This is a genomic window from Staphylococcus sp. HMSC068G11, from assembly GCF_001815825.1.
GTDB lineage: Bacteria > Bacillota > Bacilli > Staphylococcales > Staphylococcaceae > Staphylococcus > Staphylococcus epidermidis.
In genome coordinates this window covers 1-1495 of the sequence record NZ_KV822074.1, presented here as the reverse complement: position 1 = coordinate 1495, position 1495 = coordinate 1, and the positions used below count along the sequence as shown (strand labels likewise).

Genomic DNA, 1495 nt, shown 5'->3' with positions numbered 1-1495 from the left:
TATGCCTTTAATGTGGCAAAACTATGCCTTTAACATCTCGCATTCATTGTCGCTCTAAGGCTCACATAGTGTCTAAAAAGGTTTTAAAAAGGTTTATAAAAAGATATTAAAAAGTTCGGGACAATTTGCCCCTCACAAATTCAAAAGACAAAAAGGAAACCAACCACATTTGTGGTTGGTTTTTATTATTTAAAAAAGTAATAAGTGATATAACTTTAATGCATTATTCCAATTGCTTTATTGACATTGAGCCTCTGAACCCTTAATAAACCCTAAAACTGTCGACTCGTCGGTTTCATAGCTCACGCTATACCGACATTCGTCGAAACAGTTTAATTAAGGGTTCTTCTCAATGCTCAATAAATTTTCTCGGCATAAATGCATGTGATATGATTAATGTAGTACTCCTTTTCATTTAACACATCAAAAACTATTCTTCAGACTACTCATTTTTTGAGTAGTCTTTTTATTTTGCATTTTAAGCCCTTTCTAGGACATTTTATTATTCCACGTAAAAAAATTACCTAAAAACTTTTTTTGTTCAACAGAGAGGTTATAAATCATTTTAAAATTTCTTTCCAAACATTTTTAGAAAGAAAAATGTATTTTTTATCTCAATTGCTCTTCTCAATAAAAAACTAAAACCTGAAAAATAGGTGTATAATGTAACTTTGTATTTTAAATGTATTTTAAAGAGCATAAGAGAAATCCTGCACAAAATATCTCCATTCGGTAGCCATTTTTGTTGAAAACATTGATTTGACAGTGTCAAATAGGATTCCTTTTTATGCGCTGAAATTTGTTATATGGAGACCGAATGTATACTAAAAAGATACTGAATAGATCCCAAAAATTAAAAATGGCTACCGAATGGAGATATAAAAATGGAGCCATTTGGTATACATTTTTACGAAATCCTTACAAAAAATATTATTATATTTAGACAGCATTACCAATTTTTTAAGAAGTAATTTTGCTTTACGAAATTCCAAATTGTTGTCATTGAATATGATTTTTCATCGTATCAATAGTTGATACCTATCAACAATTACTTTTTCGTTTGTCCACGTTCAACATCAAAGCTATGCTGGCATAGATAGTCTGTTAATTCGTCATGTATTTCATTAACTGTTCGGCGATTCAAAGGAATAAAATAAGGGTGCATATGTGGCACTATTTTGTCCATTTGTACTTTGGCGGAAACAGCATTCTCTTGTTCCATTTCTTTACCTTTAACATCACTCATTTTATTCTTCTGCGCATTCCAAGCTAACTTCAATTCAAGCCACCTCTTTGAAGGTTTTGATTTGCTTGTGGTTCTCTACTTTCAACAATACTTCTCTGATGGATAATGACGGGTACTCTCAAAGTGACGTCTCAAAAATACGAAGCTGTTTTACAATGAGAGTATATCGAGCTCTGGCGAGGACCTCACTGCATTCAAAAAATATTTTTGAATTTCGTTCTATAGCTAACAAATGACATACGCATTATC

Annotated in this window: 1 protein-coding gene; it reads right to left on the bottom strand. The window is 31.6% G+C overall.

Annotation, left to right across the window (positions count from 1 at the left end):
- Positions 1–1048 precede the first annotated feature (1048 nt).
- Positions 1049–1279: a plasmid recombination protein gene (locus HMPREF3058_RS05000; protein WP_070731178.1), complete on the bottom strand. Its 231-nt coding sequence runs from the start codon at positions 1277–1279 to the stop codon at positions 1049–1051.
- Positions 1280–1495: the final 216 nt, after the last annotated feature.